Source organism: Monashia sp. NPDC004114 (genome assembly GCF_053603855.1).
In genome coordinates this window covers 158,350-177,641 of the sequence record NZ_JBSGGK010000009.1, presented here as the reverse complement: position 1 = coordinate 177,641, position 19,292 = coordinate 158,350, and the positions used below count along the sequence as shown (strand labels likewise).

General features: G+C 71.4%; 19 protein-coding genes. 12 read left to right on the top strand and 7 right to left on the bottom strand.

The window, feature by feature from the left end:
• Positions 1-290 precede the first annotated feature (290 nt).
• Positions 291-1,325, top strand: a complete 1,035-nt coding sequence (locus ACWEOW_RS13720) for a M48 family metalloprotease (protein WP_452269761.1) — start codon at positions 291-293, stop codon at positions 1,323-1,325.
• A 145-nt stretch (positions 1,326-1,470) separates the two neighbouring features.
• Here the strand turns inward: ACWEOW_RS13720 and ACWEOW_RS13715 are convergent, their stop codons facing one another.
• The 3 genes from ACWEOW_RS13715 to ACWEOW_RS13705 form a co-directional block, all read right to left on the bottom strand.
• The gene (locus ACWEOW_RS13715; RefSeq protein WP_452269760.1) at positions 1,471-1,944 is read right to left on the bottom strand and encodes an SRPBCC family protein; all 474 of its coding nucleotides are present in this window, start codon (positions 1,942-1,944) and stop codon (positions 1,471-1,473) included.
• 72 nt (positions 1,945-2,016) lie between these two features.
• Positions 2,017-2,292: an acyl-CoA carboxylase subunit epsilon gene (locus ACWEOW_RS13710; protein WP_452269759.1), complete on the bottom strand. Its 276-nt coding sequence runs from the start codon at positions 2,290-2,292 to the stop codon at positions 2,017-2,019.
• Positions 2,289-3,941 (bottom strand): acyl-CoA carboxylase subunit beta, encoded by a 1,653-nt coding sequence (locus ACWEOW_RS13705; RefSeq protein WP_452269758.1) that lies wholly within the window; start codon positions 3,939-3,941, stop codon positions 2,289-2,291. Before ACWEOW_RS13705 ends, ACWEOW_RS13710 begins: the two co-directional genes overlap by 4 nt.
• 23 nt (positions 3,942-3,964) lie before the next feature.
• On the opposite strand from ACWEOW_RS13705, the gene ACWEOW_RS13700 reads away from it, so the two are divergent.
• From ACWEOW_RS13700 to purE, 8 genes are all read left to right on the top strand, one after another.
• Positions 3,965-4,834, top strand: coding sequence for a biotin--[acetyl-CoA-carboxylase] ligase (locus ACWEOW_RS13700; RefSeq protein ID WP_452269757.1), 870 nt, complete (start codon positions 3,965-3,967; stop codon positions 4,832-4,834).
• Positions 4,835-4,927: 93 nt separating this feature from the next.
• Positions 4,928-6,169, top strand: a complete 1,242-nt coding sequence (locus ACWEOW_RS13695) for an adenylate/guanylate cyclase domain-containing protein (RefSeq protein WP_452269756.1) — start codon at positions 4,928-4,930, stop codon at positions 6,167-6,169.
• A 39-nt stretch (positions 6,170-6,208) separates the two neighbouring features.
• Positions 6,209-7,042: an enoyl-CoA hydratase/isomerase family protein gene (locus ACWEOW_RS13690; RefSeq protein WP_452269755.1), complete on the top strand. Its 834-nt coding sequence runs from the start codon at positions 6,209-6,211 to the stop codon at positions 7,040-7,042.
• A 131-nt stretch (positions 7,043-7,173) separates the two neighbouring features.
• The gene (locus tag ACWEOW_RS13685) at positions 7,174-7,851 is read left to right on the top strand and encodes a response regulator transcription factor (RefSeq protein WP_452269754.1); all 678 of its coding nucleotides are present in this window, start codon (positions 7,174-7,176) and stop codon (positions 7,849-7,851) included.
• 2 nt (positions 7,852-7,853) lie between these two features.
• Entirely contained in the window at positions 7,854-8,882 is a 1,029-nt protein-coding gene (locus ACWEOW_RS13680) for a sensor histidine kinase (RefSeq protein WP_452269753.1), read from the top strand.
• A 114-nt stretch (positions 8,883-8,996) separates the two neighbouring features.
• On the top strand, positions 8,997-9,671 hold the full coding sequence (locus tag ACWEOW_RS13675) for a GtrA family protein (protein ID WP_452269752.1): 675 nt from the start codon (positions 8,997-8,999) through the stop codon (positions 9,669-9,671).
• Between the two features lie 513 nt (positions 9,672-10,184).
• Positions 10,185-11,423 (top strand): 5-(carboxyamino)imidazole ribonucleotide synthase, encoded by a 1,239-nt coding sequence (locus ACWEOW_RS13670; protein ID WP_452269751.1) that lies wholly within the window; start codon positions 10,185-10,187, stop codon positions 11,421-11,423.
• A 46-nt stretch (positions 11,424-11,469) separates the two neighbouring features.
• Entirely contained in the window at positions 11,470-11,967 is a 498-nt protein-coding gene (gene purE / locus ACWEOW_RS13665) for a 5-(carboxyamino)imidazole ribonucleotide mutase (RefSeq protein WP_452269799.1), read from the top strand.
• Between the two features lie 28 nt (positions 11,968-11,995).
• Here the strand turns inward: purE and ACWEOW_RS13660 are convergent, their stop codons facing one another.
• Positions 11,996-12,472: a CoA-binding protein gene (locus ACWEOW_RS13660; RefSeq protein ID WP_452269750.1), complete on the bottom strand. Its 477-nt coding sequence runs from the start codon at positions 12,470-12,472 to the stop codon at positions 11,996-11,998.
• A gap of 52 nt (positions 12,473-12,524) precedes the next feature.
• Here ACWEOW_RS13660 and ACWEOW_RS13655 point away from each other — a divergent pair, with 52 nt between their 5' ends.
• Positions 12,525-13,541: an LLM class F420-dependent oxidoreductase gene (locus ACWEOW_RS13655; RefSeq protein ID WP_452269749.1), complete on the top strand. Its 1,017-nt coding sequence runs from the start codon at positions 12,525-12,527 to the stop codon at positions 13,539-13,541.
• A 36-nt stretch (positions 13,542-13,577) separates the two neighbouring features.
• On the opposite strand, the gene ACWEOW_RS13650 is transcribed toward ACWEOW_RS13655, so the two are convergent.
• Genes ACWEOW_RS13650 through ACWEOW_RS13640 form a run of 3 tightly spaced genes read right to left on the bottom strand, consistent with a single transcriptional unit; the run spans position 13,578 to position 16,209 of the window.
• Positions 13,578-14,363: an SDR family oxidoreductase gene (locus ACWEOW_RS13650; protein ID WP_452269748.1), complete on the bottom strand. Its 786-nt coding sequence runs from the start codon at positions 14,361-14,363 to the stop codon at positions 13,578-13,580.
• A 2-nt stretch (positions 14,364-14,365) separates the two neighbouring features.
• Complete coding sequence (locus ACWEOW_RS13645) at positions 14,366-15,130, bottom strand: acylneuraminate cytidylyltransferase family protein (protein WP_452269747.1); 765 nt, start codon at positions 15,128-15,130, stop codon at positions 14,366-14,368.
• On the bottom strand, positions 15,127-16,209 hold the full coding sequence (locus ACWEOW_RS13640) for a Gfo/Idh/MocA family protein (RefSeq protein WP_452269746.1): 1,083 nt from the start codon (positions 16,207-16,209) through the stop codon (positions 15,127-15,129). The genes ACWEOW_RS13645 and ACWEOW_RS13640 overlap by 4 nt, the downstream gene beginning before the upstream one ends.
• Positions 16,210-16,378: 169 nt before the next feature.
• Here ACWEOW_RS13640 and ACWEOW_RS13635 point away from each other — a divergent pair, with 169 nt between their 5' ends.
• Together ACWEOW_RS13635 and ACWEOW_RS13630 are read left to right on the top strand one after the other, a co-directional pair.
• Entirely contained in the window at positions 16,379-17,800 is a 1,422-nt protein-coding gene (locus tag ACWEOW_RS13635) for a lipopolysaccharide biosynthesis protein (RefSeq protein ID WP_452269745.1), read from the top strand.
• Between the two features lie 57 nt (positions 17,801-17,857).
• Entirely contained in the window at positions 17,858-19,291 is a 1,434-nt protein-coding gene (locus ACWEOW_RS13630; protein WP_452269744.1) for a hypothetical protein, read from the top strand.
• Position 19,292 lies beyond the last annotated feature (1 nt).

Sequence of the window (19,292 nt, the reverse complement as noted above, 5' to 3'; positions counted from 1 at the left end):
GCTGGACACTTGTCGTCGCCCAACCGCCGTCGCGACCACAACGCATGGCCAGTTGGTCGCTTGTGGAGGGCGCACGCCCTGACACGGCTGCGAACAGGACATAACGATTTGAGTCGCCGCACCAGGCCGAGCCTTACGACCCGTCGGCGGCGCCGTGGCGCGGCACCCGATGGCTGAGTCGGTGGGGCTTTCACCGGGCCTTCGCCCTCGACGACGACCTGCGCGCCCAGATCATCGCCGACCCGGCTGCGGCTGCCATCCGGAGCCGGGGCGAGGTCGCGCTGCTGACCGTGTCCGCGATCATCACGCTCGTATCCCTCACCTGTTTCGTCGGCGCCGTCGTCGTGTGGTTCCAGAGCGACTGGTTGCCGCCGGCGAAGTTCTTCGCATCGGTTGGTCTCGTTCTTCTGGGTGTCTGGACGAGACCGCGGTTCGGTCGCCTCCCGCGGAGCCTGACCAAGATCCCCGCCGACCAGGCACCAGCCCTTAGAGGCCTCATCCGACAGGTGGCTGGGGCGGTGGGCGCAAAGGAACCCGACGTCCTCGTGCTGCTAGCAGACGAGGTCAACATGGCTGTGACTCGAGTAGGCGTGCGCGGTCGGTCGGTGCTGTTCATCGGCATCCCGATGTGGCTTCTGCTCACTCCCGAGATGCGGGTCGCGGTGCTCGCACACGAGCTCGGGCACCTGAGCAACCGGGATCCTCTGCGCGGCACACTCACTCGTCCCGCAACGGCGATCTTCGCGAGTGCCGTCGAGTGGACCGGCGGCCACAACCCCTGGCGCCGGATGGGCGATCGCCTCGACCGAGCCGAGGACGACTCGTTCGTGACGATGCTGTTCCGGCTGCTCCTCGCCATGCTGAACACGGTCTTCGCGACGATCCAGCTGGCGATCGACGCGATCGCGATGTCCGACCATCGCAGGGCGGAGTATGCCGCCGACCTCGCGTCACGGGAAGCCGTCGGCTCGCGGGCCGCGATCGCCACGGTCGACCGGCTCACGGTGCTGGGCGACCTGGTCGACGGACTCGTGCACGACGTCGTGACCAAGCGCTCGGAGGACTGGGGGACGCTCGCCGACCGCCGCCATGCTCAGCTGCAGGACGAACTGGAGGTGCGGCGCCAGGCATCCCGGCGAATGGTCGACCTGTGGGTCACGCATCCTCCCGACGGTTCTCGAGCGGCACTGCTCGAGGGGCTCCCTTCGGTTCCGGGCACGGTGTCGGTCGACCCGGCCGAGTCGGCTCGGATCGATGTCGAGCTGCGCAACTGGTACCTGGCCGCCCACCGCGAGATCCTCGGAGCCCGCGACTTCCTGGGCTGAGTGGCACCTGCGAAGCCGTCGCCGCCTACAGGATCGGGTCGCGGGTGGATCCTGTAGGCCATTCAGCGAATTCGCCTACGAAAGTCCCGCCCGGGCTGGGTCCCGTAGAGGATCGCGCGACGAACAGGGCACAGCGCGGGAGCGTTCAGCGGTCAGGGCGCTCGACGAGAGCCGCGAGCCGGTCGATGGATGCCTGCAGCCGGTCGGGAGTGGTCGCCCTGGCGCGCGGGATCCTTCGGTCGTCATCGGCCAAGCGGGTCCAGTCGTAGGTGTGGGTTACCCGCGTGAGCGACGGGCTGATCGGTTCCAGCTCCCAGCGCCACAGGTGGCCGGGCGGCTCCTGACCCGGCTCGGCGGGGGTCCAGGCGATTCGCCGGCCTTCGACGAACTCGACCACGTGGTTCTCTCTGAGGTTGCCCTTCGTGGTGGTCATCGTGAAGACGTCGCCGACCGCGTGGACTCTCTGACCGGTCGCGGCATGGGACAGGTTGTCGTTGCCATCCCATCGCGGCTGTTCGGCCGGATCAGCGATGAGATCGAAGATCCGAGTGGAATCGGCCGCGATCTCGCGGCTGGCGCGCGCGACGCGTGGCGCGCCACTCTCATGGCGATCGCTCATGAGTCCCATCAAAGCACTGACCGCGCCGATGACCTCCGAGACATCAGCGTGATGCCCAGTCCTCGAGCGATGTCAGTGCGGCAGGCCGCTGGCCCGCCAGCCGCCGGCACGGGCTTCCGGGCCGATGAGACGCCAGGACGGGTCGGACCAGGCCGAGCGCCGACGCGACGCCGTCGGCTCGTCGTCTCCGCCTGCGCTCGCGAGAACCGCGACGAGCACCGCGATCTCCTCGGGCGTCGGGCTGCCCGACTCGACGCGGATGACCGGTAGCTCCGCGCCGGGCGCGGACGTCTCGCCCGACGCGCCGGGGGCGGGCCGGGCGGTGCTCTCAGTGCCAGGAGTGCTCACAGCGGGATGTTCCCGTGCTTCTTGGGCGGCAGGGTCTCGCGCTTGTTCTTCAGGGCCCGCAACGCCCGGGTGACGTTCATGCGGGTGTTGGAGGGGCTGATGACCGTGTCGATGTAGCCCCGCTCGGCCGCGATGTAGGGGTTGGCCAGGGTCTCCTCGTAGTGGCTGACGAGCTCCGCGCGGCGGCCCTCGACGTCGCTGCCGGCGGCCTGGGCGGCGGCGAGCTCCTTGCGGTAGAGGATGTTGACCGCGCCCTGGGCGCCCATGACCGCGATCTGCCCGGTCGGCCAGGACAGGTTGATGTCGGCGCCGAGGTGCTTGGACCCCATGACATCGTACGCACCGCCGTAGGCCTTGCGGGTGATAACGGTGATCTTGGGGACGGTGGCCTCGGCATACGCGTAGATGAGCTTGGCACCCCGGCGGATGATGCCTTCCCACTCCTGAGACGTGCCGGGCAGGAAGCCGGGCACGTCGACGAACGTCAGCACGGGCACGTTGAAGCAGTCGCACGTGCGCACGAACCGGGCCGCCTTCTCGGAGGCGTGGATGTCGAGGCAGCCGGCGAACTGCATGGGCTGGTTGGCCACGATCCCGACCGACATGCCGTCGACGCGGGCGAACCCGGTGATGATGTTGGGCGCGAAGAGCGGCTGCACCTCGAGGAACTCTCCGTCGTCGACGACGTGCTCGATGACCTGCTTCATGTCGTACGGCACGTTCGGCGAGTCCGGGATGCACGTGTCGAGCCACCGGTCCTCGTCGGTGACCGCGAGGTCGGCCTCACCCTCGGCGTACGACGGCGGGGTCTCGAGGTTGTTGCTCGGCAGGTAGGACAGCAGGGCCTTGACGTAGTCGATGGCATCCTGCTCGTCGGTGCCCATGTAGTGCGCGACACCCGACTTGGAGTTGTGCGTGAGTGCGCCGCCGAGCTCCTCGAAGCCGACGTCCTCGCCGGTCACGGTCTTGATGACATCCGGGCCCGTGATGAACATGTGCGAGGTCTGGTCGACCATCACGGTGAAGTCGGTGATCGCGGGGGAGTAGACCGCGCCGCCTGCGCACGGGCCCATGATGAGGCTGATCTGCGGGATGACCCCGGAGGCGCGGACGTTGCGGTAGAAGATCTCGCCGTAGAGCCCCAGGGAGACCACGCCCTCCTGGATCCGGGCGCCACCGGAGTCGTTCAGGCCGATGACCGGACACCCGATCTTCATCGCGAAGTCCATGACCTTGACGATCTTCTCGCCGAAGACCTCGCCGAGCGACCCGCCGAAGACGGTGAAGTCCTGGGCGAAGATCGCCACCTGGCGCCCGTCGATGGTGCCGTAGCCCGTGACGACGCCGTCGCCGTAAGGCCGGTTCTGCTCCTGGCCGAACTGGGTGGACCGGTGCCGGGCGTACTTGTCCATCTCGATGAACGTGCCCTCGTCCAGGAGCATCTCGATCCGCTCGCGCGCCGTCTTCTTGCCGCGTGCGTGCTGCTTCTCGACCGCCCGCTCGGACCCGGCGTGGGCGACCTCGGCGACACGTCGTTTGAGGTCTGCCAGCTTGCCAGCCGTGGTGGTGAGGTCGAGTTCGGACCCGGATGGCGCAGGGTCGGACGGCGCGGGCGCCGGCGGCTCGGCCAGGGCGTGATCGGTAGCCATGGCCGCACTCTAGCCTTGGAACCGTGCGTAGCCCGCTCGTCCCGGAGATCATCAGTGCGGGGTTGGTCACGTCTGACCAGCCCTGGCGCGGCGTCGAGTTCCACCCCGCCATCGGATCGACGAACACTCGCCTGCGAGAGCTGCTGACCGGCGGCGCTCCCGACGACGAGCGGTCCGTCCCCGCGTCGGGCGACGGGCCCGCATCCCTGTGGTGGGTGGTGCTGACCGACCACCAGACCGGCGGGCGAGGCCGTCTCGGCCGCGTGTGGGAGGTGCCGGACCGGGCGTCGGTCGCAGTTTCGGCGGCGGTTCCGGTGAGCGGTCCCGAGCGGGCGGGGTGGCTGCCCCTCGTGGCCGGCCTGGCACTGGCCCGCGCCCTGCGCGAGGTTTCCAGGGACGCCGGTTACGAGCTGACCCCACGGCTCAAGTGGCCGAACGACGTCCTGCTCGCCGACGACGACGACCGCAAGGTGAGCGGGATCCTCTGCGAGCTCGTCACGCTGCCGAGCGCACCGGCGGGTGACGGCCGACTCTCGTATGCCGTCGTCGTGGGGACGGGTGTCAACGTCGACCAGACGCGTGAGGAGCTCCCGGTCGAGACCGCGACGTCGCTCGCCCTCGCGGGCGTGCGCGTCGGCCGGGAGACCCTCGTCGTGACGTATCTGCGCGAGCTGGCCGCGCTGGTCCGGAGCGTGCGGCCCGAGGAGGCTGCGACGGCATACCGGCAGGAGTGCTGGACGATCGGCCAGCGCGTGCGCGTCCACCTGCCGACGGGCGCTGCGGTCGAGGGCGAGGCACTGACCGTCGACGACGACGGTGCTCTGGTCGTCGCCACCCCCGAGGGCAGGCACAGCTTCGCCGCGGGCGACGTCGTGCACGTGCGGCGGTCGTGACCGGTCGCCGCCCCGGCGGCCCTCGCCGGCCCGAACGGCTTCGGTAGGTCGGGCGAGTCCGGCGGCCGACGGGCTGACTGGCATGATCGGCCCATGACCGAGCCCGGCGCCGAGCCGCAGAGGCGGGCGAGCGAGGACTACACCGAACAGCTGCTCGGACGCCCCCTCGAGCTGCGTCGTCGCGACGTGAGCCGCGGCGCCGAGGTGTCCCTGCTGTCCGCGCGCAAGTTCTGGCACGCCCTCGGGTTCCCGGTCGTAGACACCGACGACGAGCTGTTCACCGAGGCCGACCAGCGCGCTCTTGCCGCCGTGGCCGGCATCGTGCGCGACGGCCTGCTCGACGAGCCGACGGCGCTCGCGATGACGCGGGCGTTCGCCCGCTCGACGGACCGTCTCGCCGGATGGCAGTCCCAGCTCATCGCCGAGGCGGTCGAGGAGCACATGACCGCCGCCCTGGCCGAGGACCGGGAGACCGACGACGACGCCACCCGCTCGGTGCCGGACATCGAGACCGCTGCGGAGACCGCGCGGCGTCTGGCCACCCTGACCGACCGGCTCGAACCGCTGCTCGTCTACGCCTGGCGCCGGCACCTGTCGGCGACCGTGTCGCGCATGCTCGCCGACGCCGACCCCGAGGCGTACGGCATGACGAAGATGCGCTCGGTCGGCTTCGCCGACCTCGTCAACTTCACCGCGCTCGTGCGCAGGATGTCCGAGCGCGACCTGGCTCGGCTGGTGTCGCGGTTCGAGGCGCTGTCGGCCGACGTCATCACCGCCCACGGCGGCCGCCTCATCAAGACCGTCGGCGACGAGGTGCTCTTCACGACCGTCGGGGTGGCTCCGGCGGCCGCTATCGCGCTCGACCTCATCGAGACGATGACCCAGGACGACGTGCTGCCCGACGTGCGCTGCGGGATGGCCCGCGGGCCGATCATCTCCCGCCTCGGCGACGTCTTCGGGACGACCGTGAACCGCGCCTCGCGGCTGACCGCCGTAGCTCAGGCGGGCAGTGTCCTCGTCGACGGCACGATGGCGCGCGAGCTCGCGAGCCTCTCCGGCTTCGAGCTGACGGGCCAGCGGCGACGCATCTTGCGGGGTGTGGGCCCGGTGACTCCGTCGATGCTGCGGCGCGCCACGGCATCCGGCCGGCGCCCGGCCGGTGAGCCCCCGGCGCCGCGCCAGCCCGTCCAGCCCCCGGAGCCACTCGAGCCCATCTGGCCCGCCGATCCTGGCACTGAGCCAGGCACTGAGCCAGGCAGTGAACCGGGCACTGAACCGGGCACTGAACCGGGCACTGAACCGGGCACTGAACCCAGTACCGACCCGGCCGCCTGAGCGGCCGGCGCACCACCCGCACGCCAAAGGAGACGACGTATGCCGCCCATCACCTCAGATCCGAACGGGCCGGGTCATCCGCGGGCGCTGGTGCGCGTCGAGCGCTTCGCGGACGCCGCGCTCGAGCACGTTGCCGAGATCGTCCTCGACCGCCCCGAGGCGATGAACGCCGTCTCCACCGATATGGCCCGCGCGATCGAGTCGGCCACCACCAGAGTTGCGCAGGACCCGACCGTGCGGTGCGTCGTGCTGTCGTCGAGCCACGACCGGGCCTTCTGCGTCGGGGCCGACCTCAAGGAGCGCAACTCCTTCACCGACGCGGAGCTGCTGGCGCAGCGCCCGCTCGCCCGGGCGGCATACACCGGCGTTCTCGACCTGCCCGTGCCTGCGGTCGCGGCGGTCGACGGCTTCGCCCTGGGTGGAGGGTTCGAGCTCGCGCTCTCGTGTGACGTGGTCATCGCGGGCGAAGGTGCGCTCGTGGGGCTTCCCGAGGTCAGCGTGGGGGTCATCCCGGGTGGGGGCGGCACGCAGCTGCTCGTCCGACGGGTGGGCTGGTCCCGCGCGGCTCGCGCGATCTTCTCGGCCGCGAGGCTCTCGGCCCGCGAGGCTTTCGAGATCGGCGCGGTCGACGAGGTGGTGCCCGCCGGCACCGCCCGCGCCCGCGCGCTCGAGCTCGCCGCCGTGATCGGCGCGAACTCGCCCGTCGGCCTGCGCAACGCCAAGCGGGCCATGCGGCTGGGCTCTGGGGTCGACCTGGCCGCCGGTCTCGAGATCGAGGACGCGTGCTGGCGGGCCACCGCGTTCTCGGGGGACCGCCGCGAGGGTGTCGCGGCGTTCGCGGAGAAGCGGCGCCCACAGTGGCCGGGGGTGTGAGGGTCCGGACGAACAGGACGCGGGGTCCGGCGACCGCGTCAACGTGCGGATGGGGACGCACTCGATAGGCTTCCCACGGGTCGGCGCACCGCCGGCGCCAGGTTGGGCGACGGAACTCTGAGGACGGTCACATGACGCGAGTGCTCCTGGCGGAGGACGACCCGGCCATCTCCGAGCCGCTCGCCCGGGCGCTTCGGCGCGAGGGCTACGACGTCGACGTCCGCGAAGACGGCGCGGCGGCCCTCGACGGCGCCAAGGAGAGTCCCGACCTCGTCCTGCTCGATCTCGGCCTGCCCAAGATCGACGGGCTCGAGGTATGCCGGCGGATCCGCGCCGAAGGGCGGACCATCCCGGTGCTCATCCTCACGGCCCGCGCCGACGAGGTTGACACGGTGGTCGGGCTCGACGCCGGTGCCGACGACTACGTCACCAAGCCCTTCCGGCTGGCCGAGCTCCTCGCTCGGGTCCGCGCGCTGCTGCGCCGGACGCCGACCGAGGTCGTCGCCACGGGCGAGCTCGTGCGGATCGACTCCGACGGTCGTCGCGCGTGGTTCAAGGGGGAGGAGCTCCAGCTGACCGCAAAGGAGTTCGACCTGCTGCGGGTCCTCGTTCGCGAGCAGGGCAAGGTCGTCTCCCGCGAGCAGCTGATGCGCGAGATCTGGGACACCGCGTGGTTCGGCTCGACGAAGACCCTCGACATGCACATCTCGGTCCTGCGTCGCAAGCTCGGTGACGACGCGACCTCGCCGCAGTACATCGCGACCGTGCGCGGCGTCGGCTTCCGCTTCGAGCGACCTCAGGTCGACTGACCGTGCGCCACCTGCTCGACCGGTTGTGCCTCGTCGTCGCTGGGGTCACGGGCGGTCTCACGGTGCTGCTCTCGACGGGGGTCGTCTGGTACGTCGTGACCCAGCGGCCCAGCGTGGTGCGGGAGTGGCTCGGCACCGACCCGCCCTCGGGAGTGGGTCGGTATGCCGTCACCGTCCTCGCGTGCGCCCTGGTCGGTGCCGGGGTCGCCTACCTCGTCACCGCTCCGACCCGCCGCCGCGTCGAGCAGTCCTCGAGGGAGCTCGTCGAGCTCGCGAACCGCTTTGCGGCGGGCGAGGCCCGGCTGGCGCCGCTCCACTCAGACATCGCCGAGCTCGACGAGGTCTCCGGGGTCATGACCCGGCGGGCGCACGACATGACCAAGTCGCTCGCAGCCGAGCGCGACTTCGCCGCGGACGCGTCCCACCAGCTGCGCACCCCGCTCACGGCCCTGCTCATGCGGCTCGAGGAGATCTCGGAGACCGACGATGCTGCCGTGGTCAAGGAGGAGGCGACCATCGCGATCGCCCAGGTCGAGCGGCTGACGAGGGTCGTCGACGACCTCCTCGGGCGTACTCGCGGGTCGGGCGGCCCGTCTCCGGCGGTGTCGCTCGACTCCGTGATCGCGGCCCTGCAGCGCGAGTGGCAGCCGGCCTTCGAGCAGGCGCGGCGGTCCGTGCGCGTGCGCGGCGAGCGCGGGCTGTTCGTGCGGTCGACCCCGGTGGCGCTCTCGCAGGTGCTGTCCACGCTCCTGGAGAACTCCCTTGTGCACGGACGGGGGACCGTCGACGTGCACGCCCGGCGGTCCGGGCCATCGGTCATCGTCGAGGTCAGCGACCAGGGCGATGGGGTGCCGGCAGCGATGGCACCGCACATCTTCGAGCGCTCGGTGAGCAGCGGAGCCGGCGGCAGCACCGGCCTCGGCCTCGCCCTCGCCCGGGACCTCGCCGAGTCCAACGGAGGCCGCTTGGACCTCGTCCAGGCGCAGCCGGCCCGGTTCGCACTGTTCCTCTCCGAGGCAGAGACCGACTGACACCCCGGGTCGATGTGATCCCGAGCGGTATGTGACGCGCGAATACATCGACCGCGGGGTCGGGGTCTGCGGGACATGGGGGTGGCCCACGGGTACGCGGGGTAGGGTGCCCGGGTGAGGCGCCTGCACACCTTCCTGTTCGTGCGCCACCGCCACAACTGGGTGCTGCTCGCCCGGTTCGCCGCGGTGGGGCTCTCAGGTGTGCTCGTGAACATGCTGACGCTCATCGTCCTGAAGAAGCTCGGACCCGACCTGCGCGACGCGATCGTCGGCATCCCGGGCACCGACTTCAACGTGCGGTGGTACCACGTCTACTCGACCATCGCGTTCCTCGTGGCGAACCTGTGGAACTTCCAGCTCAACCGCTCCTGGACGTTCCGGACGAGCCATCGCGCCCCGTGGCTGCGGGAGTACCTCCCATTCCTGGCCGTCGGGATGCTCGGCCAGGTGGTCGGCCTGGTGCTCCTCACGCTGCTCATGCACCCCAACTCCGCCCTGCATCTTCCCGAGTCGGTCTTCGACAACTCGACGGGCTTCCGCACCCGGCTCTACTGGGCCCAGCTGATCGTCATCGCCGTCGTCACACCGGTCTCGTTCGTGCTCAACAAGCTGTGGACGTTCGCCGCGGTGCGCTCGCACCACCCGGCACTGGCCGACCCGAGCCACGTCGAGGCCGCACTCGCCGAGCCGGGCGACGAGGCCGTGGCTGCTGCCGGGGTGCCCGGTGGCCAGGACGCGGACGAGCCGCTCGAGGTCGCCGCCCCCAGCCGCCGCGACCCCGCCGCCTGACCAACCGCCCCCTTCCAGGTCGAGTGAGCAGCTCGTCACTCTGGTCACTCTGGTCACGTGGCTCCTGTGACGGGGTGACCACTCGATGGGGGCTGGTGGGGCGGGGCGCCCACTCGACTGGGGCTTGCCCCGCTCGGCCCCCTCCCGTCGAGTGGTCAGTTCGTCCCCCTGGTCACTCTGGTCACTCTGGTCACCTGACCCGTGGGACGGGGCGCCCACTCGATGGGGGCTGGTGGGGCGGGGCGCCCACTCGACTGGGGCTTGCCCCGCTCGGCCCCCTCCCGTCGAGTGCTGAGTTCGTCCCTCTGGTCCCTCTGGTCACTCTGGTCACCTGACCCGTGGGACGGGGCGCCCACTCGATGGGGGCTGGTGGGGCGGGGCGCCCACTCGACTGGGGCTGGTGGGGCGGGGCGCCCACTCGACGGGGGAATGTGGGGCTGGTGGGGCGGGGTGCCCACTCGACGGCGTCGGGGTGGGATGAGTGGGGGCGGACACCTATTAGGCTTGGGCGGCGTGAGCGAGCCGAAGAACGCCCCCGGAGGGTTCCCCGTCGTCGGCGTCGTCGGAGGCGGCCAGCTCGCCCGGATGATGCAGGGTCCCGCGATCGAGCTCGGCATCCAGCTGTCGGTGCTCACGGTCAGCGACACCGACTCGGCTGCGCTGGTCGTGCCGAGCTCGCCGGTCGGCGAGCACACCGACCTCGAGGCGGTCCGCGCGTTCGCCAAGGCCTGTGATGTGGTGACCTTCGACCACGAGCACGTGCCGGCCGACATCCTGGCCGCTCTCGAGGCCGACGGGGTCGTGATCCACCCCACGCGCGGCGCGCTGCACTTCGCCCAGGACAAGCTGGCGATGCGCGAGCGGCTCACCGGCCTCGGCATCCCCTGCCCGCGCTGGGCCAAGGCCATGACCGCTCCGGACGTGACGGCGTTCGGTGACGCCGTCGGGTGGCCGATCGTCGCCAAGACCCCGCGCGGTGGCTACGACGGCAAGGGGGTGGCGATCGCCGGGTCGGCCGACGACCTCGCCGACTGGCTCGCGCGCGTCGGCGAGCCCGGCCCCGTCGAGGGCGGGCTCCTGCTCGAAGAGAAGGTCGACTTCCTCCGCGAGATCGCGGTGCTGATCGCCCGGAGCCCGTCGGGGCAGGCGGCGGCGTGGGCGGTCGTCGAGACGGTCCAGACCGACGGCATCTGCACCGAGGTGCTCGCGCCCGCACCGGGCCTTGATCCGCACCTCGCCTCGCGGGCGACTGAAGCAGGACTCCGGATCGCCGGCGAGCTCGGGGTGACCGGTGTGCTCGCGGTCGAGATGTTCGAGCTTCGCAACGCCGAGGCTGCCGGCGACAACGGCGGCAGTGCCGCCGAGGACGGCAGGGCGGCATACGTCGTCAACGAGCTCGCGATGCGCCCCCACAACAGCGGCCACTGGTCGATGGACGGCGCGGTGACGGGCCAGTTCGAGCAGCACCTTCGGGCGGTCCTCGACCTGCCGCTCGGCGACCCGGCTCCGCGGGCGCCCTGGACGGTCATGGCCAACGTGCTCGGCGGCGACCTGCCGGAGCACGAGGAGCTCTACTCCGCCTACCGGCACATCATGGCGCGAGACCCCGGCGCCAAGGTGCACATGTACGGCAAGGGCGTCCGCCCGGGCCGCAAGATCGGGCATGTCAACGTCTGCGGCACCGACTTGGGCGACGCTCGCGAGCGGGCCGGGCACGCAGCCGCCTACCTGCGCGGCACCATCACGGAATGAGGACCACGTGACAGAGCAGAGCGAGCAGCCCGTCGTCGGCATCGTGATGGGCAGCGACAGCGACTGGCCCGTCATGCGTGAGGCGGCAAAAGCGTTGCAGGAGTTCGGGATTCCCTTCGAGGCCGATGTTGTCTCAGCCCACCGTATGCCGGACGAGATGATCGCTTACGGCCAGGCAGCTGCCGGGCGGGGTCTGCGGGTCGTCGTCGCCGGCGCCGGGGGAGCCGCCCACCTACCCGGGATGCTTGCCGCGGTGACGCCGCTGCCCGTCGTCGGGGTGCCGGTGCCGCTGAAGTACCTCGACGGGATGGACTCGCTGCTGTCGATCGTGCAGATGCCAGCGGGGGTGCCGGTCGCAACCGTGTCTATCGGCGGCGCGCGGAACGCCGGGCTGCTGGCCGCTCGCATCGTGGGATCCGGCTCCGACCCGCTTGCGACGCGCGTCCGCGAGCGGATGGTGGGCTTCCAGTCGGAGCTGCGGGACCAGGCGCACGCCAAGAGTGCCTCGCTGCGCGAACAGGTCGCCAAGGGCCTTCCCGACTGACAAAGCCGGGGGACTCCGGCGGGAGCCCTCAGTCGGTCACGGCGTCGGCGCCGTCACCGGGCTGGATCCGCGGGAACTCGATCTTCGGACACGTGTCCATCACTACAGACAGGCCCGCCGCCTCGGCTCGGGCCGCGGCGGCCTCGTCGATGACGCCGAGCTGCAGCCAGACCGCCTCGATGCCGAGCCGGTCGCGCTCGGCGATCGCCTGGTCGACGACCTCGCCGACCCGGGCGCTGTTGACGAAGCAGTCGACGACCTTGACGACCAGGCCGTCGGGGATGTCGGCGAGCGTCTTGTACCCCTGGGCGCCATGAACCTTGGCCGCCGTCGGGTGGATCGGGACCAGGCGCATCCCCAGCTCGGCCTGGAGCCACAGCGACACGCGGTATGCCGTCCGGTCGGGGTTGTCACCGAGACCGACGATCGCCCACGTGGCTGGGGTGTAGAGCACATCGCGGATGACGTCCGGGCTGTTCCGGTGCGTCGAGAGGGGCTCGGTCATGGCATCCATCCTCACACGCATCGCCGGATGGCGGCGTGACAGGATGGCGAACATGCGCTTCGGAATCTTCGTGCCCCAAGGCTGGCGGATGGACCTCGTCGGGATCGAGCCCGACCGGCAGTGGGATGCGATGGTGGGCCTGGCCCGGCGCATCGACGAGGGCGACGTCTTCGAGTCGATCTGGGTCTATGACCACTTCCACACCGTGCCGCTGCCCTCTGAAGAGGCGACGCACGAGGCGTGGACGCTCATGGCGGCCCTCGGCGCCACGACCGAGCGCGTGCGGCTCGGGCAGATGTGCACGTGCATGGCCTACCGCAACCCCGCCTACCTCGCGAAGGTCGCTGCGACCGTCGACGTCATCTCGGGCGGTCGCGTCGAGATGGGCATCGGCGCCGGCTGGTACGAGCACGAGTGGCGAGCCTACGGTTACGGCTTCCCGAAGGCTGGCGACCGGCTCGGCGCACTGCGCGAGGGCGTGCAGGTCTTCCGGGACATGTGGACAAAGGGCTCAGCGACCCTCGACGGCAAGTACTACCAGGTCGACGGCGCGCTCTGTGCCCCGCGACCCCTGCAGGGGACGGTCCGTCCCGGGAGTGCCGACAACGGCATCCCGATGTGGATTGCCGGCGCCGGGGAGAAGGTGACGCTGCGAATCGCCGCGCAGTACGCCGACTACACGAACTTCTTCGACAAGCCCGAGGAGTTCACGCGCAAGAGCGAGATCCTCGCCGCCCACTGCAAGGACATCGGGCGCGACTTCGACTCGATCGTGCGCTCCGGCAACTTCAACGTGGTCATCGGCGAGACGGAGTCCGACGTCGAGGACCGGCTCAAGTTCTACGGTGACCTGCTGCGGCGGGGCGGAGTGCCGGAGTCACGCGTCGAGCATGACGTGGCCAACCTCCGCAACCAGCCCGCGGTCGGCACCCCGGAGAAGATCGTCGCGGTGCTGAAGGACGCGCAGTCGCGTGGTCTCGGCTACGCGATCACGTACTTCGCCGAGGCGGCATACGACCGGTCCGGAATCGAGCTGTTCGAACAGACAGTCGCGCCCGAGCTGCGCTGAATGCGTGACGCCTCGCTTCGCTGAATGTTCGGCGCGCTACCAGGCCGTCCAGCCGCCGTCGACGGCGATGACCTGGCCGGTCACGTACGCCGACGCGTCGGAGGCCAGCCAGGTGACGACGCCCCGGAAGTCGTCCTCGGTCGCCATCCGTCGCAGCGGCGTCAGCCCCTCGTAACGCTCGACGAACGCCTCGTCCTGACCGCGCTCGATGCCGCCGGGGGCGAAGGCGTTGACCCGGACCTCGGGCGCCAGCACGGTCGCGAGGTACCGGGTGAGCTGGGCGAGTCCGCCTTTCGAGGCCGCGTATGCCGCGGGGTTGCCCATGCGTGTGCCGGCGTAGAGGCCGAGGTTGGGCCCGACGATGCCGTAGATGCTCGACACGTTGACGACGCTGCCGCGGCCGCTCGAGCGCAGCAGCGGCGCGAGCCGTCGGGTCAGCGAGAACGGGGCGGTGAGGTTGAGCGCCAGCGCCATCGCGAAGGCCCCGTCGGTCTGCTCGTCGAACGGGACGGCATACCCGGGCACGCCAGAGGTGCCGGTGAAGGCGGCGTTGTGCACGAGGACGTCGCACGAGCCATGGGCTTCGAGCGTCTCGACAACGTCCGAAAGACCTTGTGGGTCAAGGAGATTCGCTGGGCATGAGACGTGGCCCTCGCCGGGCAGCTCGGCTGCGGTCGACGCGCAGGCCTCGGCGTCGAGGTCCACGACGACCACGCGCGCCCCGGCCGCCGCGAGGGCATCGGCGAGGACGCGCCCGAGCGGACCGGCGCCGCCGGTCACCACTGCGGTGCGGCCAGTGAGGTCCTGGGCAGGTGCGCCCATGGTCACGCTCCTTGTGTCGGTTCGAGCCAGGGCAGCGTGATGATGCCGGCCCCGACGAGTGCCTCGACGAGCCGGAACTCGTACTCGTCGTCGATCGAGAACGCTTGCGCCTCAGGGATCTCCGCCCCAGCGTGGACGCCCTCGTCGAACCACGACGCGGCGAGGCGGCGGACAAAGTCCGAGCGCCACAAGTAGAAGTTGCCGTTGATGCGGAGGAAGCGCCCAGCGTCCTGTCGGCGGGTCACGCCCACGCCACTGTCGAAGTACCGGGCGAGGGCGCCACGCGGCGACTCGTCAGGACGGACGCCGACCCAGACCGGGTTGAACGTGGGCTCGGAGACGCTGACAACGCCGTCAAGTGCGTGGTCTGCTGCGAGCCTCGCCGCGGCGTCGGCGAGCTGCTGCGGGACGCGGGCCGGACTCGTCGGGTCGAGCAGCAGCACGGCGTCGTAGCTCTGCCCCTCCTCGCGCTCGACCCACTCCAGGGCGTGGCGGACGACCGGTGCCATCGGTGTGTCGTCCTGAGCCAGCTCCGCAGGCCGCAGGAACGGCACGTCACCGCCGTTGGCGCGAGCGACTTCGGCGATCTCAGCGGAGTCGGTCGTGACGACGCATCGTGCGACCACGGGCGTGAGGGCTGCGGCACGGATGGAGTGTGCGATGAGCGGCAGGCCGCAGAGTGGGCGAATGTTCTTGCCGGGCAGGCCCTTTGAGCCGCCGCGGGCGGGGATGACAGCCAGGATCCGTTGGGACGTCGGGTCGCTCACGTGCTCGTTGCCTTTCCACCCCGGGTTCCGTGCGGGGCCGCCGGGCCGTATGCCGGGTCGCTCAGTCGGCGTGCCGCGTCGCAGAGTCGCAGGGCTGCGAGTCCTTCGGCGAGCGTAGCCGGGGCACCGGCTTCGAGGCGGGCTGCTCCGGCAGCCACGGGCAACAGGTCCAGGGCAGCGCGGGCCTGGGTCGCCATCACGGTGTCACGGTCGAGGTCGGCCGGAAAGACGCGCTCCGTGACCTCGCCGTCGGCAGCACGGTGCCGGACCCTCGCCGTGACGACGTCCCACTCGAGGCTGCCTTCAGGACCGCGGAGGAGGAGGCCGCGGGTCGTCGGCCGTGAGATGTAGTCCAGGCGCATGGTCACGGTCGCGCCACTCGGGGTGGTCCACAGCAGGGACGCGGCCTGCTCGGCTGCCATGTCGAGCGGGCCGTCGTGGTCCAGTCGCGCACCGAGCAGAGCCGGCTCTCCGAGCAGGACCGTCGCGTAGTCGATTTCGTGGACGAGATCGCGCAGGACGCCACCCTCGTCGGCGCGGGCGGAGTAGGACTCGCGGTAGTCCCGGCCGGGCCTCCAGTCGGGGAGCCACGACTGCGACCAGACGTGCGCCGAGACCGGCGACCCGACCTCCGAGGCGTGCGCCGCGACGTGGCGGAAGCCCTGGTGCGCCCGCAGGGGCGCCGCCACCCAGACCGCGTCGGCCCGCGGATGGCCCGCGAGCGGGTCGGCCGCCATGACGGTGGGGGAGACCGGCTTCTCGACCAGCACCCTGCGGGCGCCGGCGTCGAGGGCCTGGACCGCGTCGGCGACGTGCCGGGAGGTGTCGGTCGCGACGACGACGAGGTCGGCGTCTGCGAGGGCGGCCGGGCCGGTCCCGTCGTCGAGGAGTCGCGAGGCCGGGGCGTCGAGCGACCCTGAGGCCGGCGCGACGGCGACCTCGGCGTGCCGGCGCGGGCGGACGGGCCACACGGCGACGCCGGCACCCAGCGCGGCGAGCACGCGGGCGTGCCGCTGGCCGATCGAGCCGGACCCGCGCACGACGACGACCGGGGGTCGCTCCTGCCTCAGCCCGTCCACAGCATGCACCATCTCATGCCGCCCCAGGACCGGCGGACCGCCACGAGAGTGGCCATCACGCGAGGGTATGCCGGACCGGTGGCTTGGTGGAGGTCGGTCGGGCCCGCCGCCGGCCGCTCGCGAGGCCGGCGCACCCGGCCCGACGGCGCGGACCAGTAGGTTTCGGGGTGTGAGCACCGAGCCGACCACCGACGCCGAGTCCACCGGCCGGTCCGGGTCGCTGGCCGGGCACTCGGTCGTCTACCTCGCCGGCACCGCGCTGCAGGGTCTCGGGGTGCTGCTCGTGCTGCCCTTCGCGACCCGCGTGCTCGGCCCGTCGGAGTTCGGCCGGGTCGCGACGGGGCTGGTCATCGTCCAGATGGTCGGGACCATCGCGGCCGCCGGCCTGCCGCAGGTGATCCTCCGGGAGCACCACCGCGGGCCGGAGGGACCGCGCGTCGCCAGAGCCCTCGCGGGCACCATGATCCTGCTTGCCTTCGCCCTCGGTCTGCTCGGCATCGTCGTCGCTCTGGTGCTCTCGGCGGGCGGTCACGCGGACCTTGCCCAGTGGATCCCGCTCGTGGTCGCGGCCGTCGGCCTCACCACAGTCGTCTCCGGGCAGACCCTGATGCGAGCCCGCCTGCAGCCCTGGGGCTTCCTCCTGCTCGCGGTGCTCGCGACGGTCGGCGCTCAGCTCGCTGGACTCCTCGCGGCGCGCACGGACCCGACCGCCGGGACGTACCTGACGGCATACGCCGTGGTCGTCGCCCTGTCCGCGGTCGTCGCGGTCGTGCTCGGGCGACCTTTACCCCCGACGGCCGAGCGCACGCGCGTCAGGGCGGGTGTCCGCCTGGGCGCGCCGCTGCTCCCGCAGGCGGCCGCCATGCTGGGGCTGCTCAGCGGTGACGTGCTGCTGACCCAGTGGCTTCTGGGGTCCGATGCGGCGGGCAGCTACCAGGTCGCGCTCCAGCTGGGCAACATGCCCTTCGTCCTCGCGGTCGCGCTCTTCAACGCCTGGGGCCCGCTGGTGCTCTCACATCCGCTCCGGGAGCGCTGGGCGTGGACCGCGCACACCGGCACGTCCCTGACGACGGTCGTCGGCGGAGGCGCGGCCGGAGTGGCCCTGCTCGGGCCGTGGCTCGTGACCGTGATGGCCCCGGCCCAGTTCGACCGCGACGCCATCGTCGGCGCGCTCGGGGTCATCTGCACGGTCGCCGTCTGGTACATGGTCTACCAGGGGAGCTCGCTCGCCGTGCTCGACGCCGAGCGCACCGGGCGCCTCGCCTGGGCGGCGCTCACCGCCCTCGCGGTGGTCGTGGCGCTGGCGGTGTGGCTCGGGCCGGCGGAAGGGATCGTCGGCATCGCCGTAGCCAAGGCCGTCGGGTACGCGGTGCTCATGGCGCTCACCACATGGTTCGCCCGCACCCACTCGACGCTGCGCTGGCCCGCTGCGCTCTGGGGCGTGGCTGCCCTGGCCGTCGCGCTCGCGCTGGTCGGCGCTGCCCTTTCCTTCGAGGGAGTGCTCGTCTGGGTGCGCATTGCCCTAGTGGGCGCGGTCGCGGTCGCCGGCGTGCTCATCGCGCCGCGGATCCTGCGCGTGCTGCGCGGATAGGATGGGGCGCCGCCCGGCCAGCCGCCCGCGACACACGCTAGGAGACATGCTTTCGTGGTGACACCGCTCGTCCATATGGGCTTGGGCTACGACGACCTGCTCGTTCCGGCCCTCGTGCATGCGGGGTTCGACACGAAGGACCTCATCCTCGTCGTGCGCACCGACGCCAACCTCGCGTGGGTCCGCAGACATGCGCCGCGAGCCACAACGGTCAGGCTCCCGTATGCCGCCGCGCGCAAGGCGAACGTCGTCAGTGGCCTCGCGCCCCACGCGGCTCTCAAGCGGGCCTGCGCCGGCGTCGGTCTCGACGTGCTCGACCTCCTCGTGTCGGAGCGCGCCCTGCGGCGCAACCGGGTCGACACCGCGATGAACTTCCTCAACCTTGCCGCGGAGGAGCTCGAGTCGGCCATCGAGGGTCGCGGGCCGGTGCTCGCGCTCGTCGAGTTCACGGTGACCTCCGAGCTGCTCACGGCCGGCCTCGTCACCCACCACGGTGGGCTCGCGACGTGGCCGCGCGGCATACGGCTCCCGTCCGACCGGTTCGGCCTCATCGGCGCGCCGAAGGGGATCACGCTGTGGGAGCGAGCGGTCGACGACCCGTCGGCGACGGCCGCGGGGCGTGACTTCATCCGCGCGTGGCGCGAGGAGCACGGCCGCCCGATGGGCTACGCCCGCAACCTCAAGGTCGAGTCGGGTCAGGAGATCTGGCGGCTCGCGACCGACCGGATCAGGGAGTTCGCCGTCGACCGGGGCGCCAACCTCCAGCTGCCGAGGCCCACCGACTACGCCCGCCTGCCGTGGCTCAACCCGGTCAAGGCGAGGATGAACCTTCGCGAGTACCGCACCCGCCGCTGGGACCCGGTGCCCGAGCGGTACGTCTTCCTGCCGCTGCAGGTGCAGCCGGAGTCGAGCGCCGACGTGATGGGGCAGGAGTGGCGCGACCAGGCGTACACCGCCCGGGTGCTCGCCGACGCACTCGCGCCGTTCGACATCGGCGTCGCGGTCAAGGAGCACGCGCACTTCATGTGGCGTCGGGACCCGGACTACTGGCCGCAGTTCGACGTCCACCCCAACATCGCGACGATCGACCCCTTCGCCGACTCACGAGAGCTGATGAAGCGGGCGGCCTTCACGGTCACGGCGACCGGGACCGTCGGCCTCGAGGCGGGCCTGCTGGGGCTGCCCGTCGTCACCGGTGCCGACATGCCCTGGAGCAGGCTGCCGAACGTCGCGACGCTCGCGTCTCCTGACGACCTGCGCGAGTTCGTGGCCAACCGCGCCTGGGAGTCCCTGCGCGCCGACGAGAAGGACATCGACGACTGGTTCGTCGACCGCTACGTGCGCAACTCGTGGGAAGGGCTCGTGCTCGACCCGCCGCGGGTGCCGGCGGTTCTCGAGCCGGACAACATCCGCAAGGTGGGCGAGGCGTTCGCCGAGGCGGCTGCGTCGCTCGGACACGACGCCGCCCGATCCACCACAGAGGGGGCCTGAG

What these genes read in the sequence shown, in the direction of transcription:
- ACWEOW_RS13695 (WP_452269756.1), top strand. Translation starts at nt 4,928, where the DNA reads ATGACCGAGCCCGGCGCCGAGCCGCAGAGGCGGGCGAGCGAGGACTAC.
- ACWEOW_RS13705 (WP_452269758.1), bottom strand. Translation starts at nt 3,941, where the DNA reads ATGGCTACCGATCACGCCCTGGCCGAGCCGCCGGCGCCCGCGCCGTCC.
- ACWEOW_RS13715 (WP_452269760.1), bottom strand. Translation starts at nt 1,944, where the DNA reads ATGAGCGATCGCCATGAGAGTGGCGCGCCACGCGTCGCGCGCGCCAGC.
- ACWEOW_RS13685 (WP_452269754.1), top strand. Translation starts at nt 7,174, where the DNA reads ATGACGCGAGTGCTCCTGGCGGAGGACGACCCGGCCATCTCCGAGCCG.
- ACWEOW_RS13690 (WP_452269755.1), top strand. Translation starts at nt 6,209, where the DNA reads ATGCCGCCCATCACCTCAGATCCGAACGGGCCGGGTCATCCGCGGGCG.
- ACWEOW_RS13660 (WP_452269750.1), bottom strand. Translation starts at nt 12,472, where the DNA reads ATGACCGAGCCCCTCTCGACGCACCGGAACAGCCCGGACGTCATCCGC.
- ACWEOW_RS13650 (WP_452269748.1), bottom strand. Translation starts at nt 14,363, where the DNA reads ATGGGCGCACCTGCCCAGGACCTCACTGGCCGCACCGCAGTGGTGACC.
- ACWEOW_RS13655 (WP_452269749.1), top strand. Translation starts at nt 12,525, where the DNA reads ATGCGCTTCGGAATCTTCGTGCCCCAAGGCTGGCGGATGGACCTCGTC.
- purE (WP_452269799.1), top strand. Translation starts at nt 11,470, where the DNA reads ATGGGCAGCGACAGCGACTGGCCCGTCATGCGTGAGGCGGCAAAAGCG.